The organism is Ruegeria sp. CE9 (assembly GCF_056537425.1).
Window position 1 is genome coordinate 1 of the sequence record NZ_JBQFRO010000137.1, and the last position, 538, is coordinate 538.

Here is a 538-nt window from a genome sequence, read left to right on the forward strand (position 1 = left end):
AAAGGCAGCAGGCGCTGGCAATCAGCTTCGTCGCCTCGGCCCTTGGCGGGCTGCTGACCACCATTAACGCGCTCCCGGCCATGCCGCTGCTGGCCCGTACCGGGTCCTACGTGCATTCGGTCGAGATGATCGTAGTGATGCTGTTCGGGGTTTTACTGATCGCGTCGATTGCAGCCCAGGGCATGCTCAAGGGCCTGGTCGCTGGTTTCTTCGGCTTGATGATCGGTGCGATCGGGACGGATGTGGTCTACGCCACGCCCGCGGCACCTTCGGGTTTCTGACACTTTACGACGGTGTGCCGCTCGTCCCGGCGCTGGTGGGCCTCTTTGCCGTGTCCGAGGCGTACATTATCATCGAAAAAAAGGCGATCATCACCGACGATGCCGAGCTGAAGGATCCCAACTGGCATGACACGTTCGACGGGGTGCGCATCGCGCTCTCGCGTTGGTGGCACATCGCCTGGAGACGGATGGGCTGCGATTGATACGGGATGGCAGAATTCCGGCACTGGTCCGGTCGGATGGGTGGCAAGTGGTCG

Annotated in this window: 1 pseudogene; it reads left to right on the forward strand. The window is 61.9% G+C overall.

From position 1 onward, the window contains the following. The first annotated feature begins 62 nt into the window (after positions 1-62). Positions 63-484, forward strand: a pseudogene (locus ACR0B3_RS24510) (tripartite tricarboxylate transporter permease). The last annotated feature ends 54 nt before the right edge of the window (positions 485-538 follow it).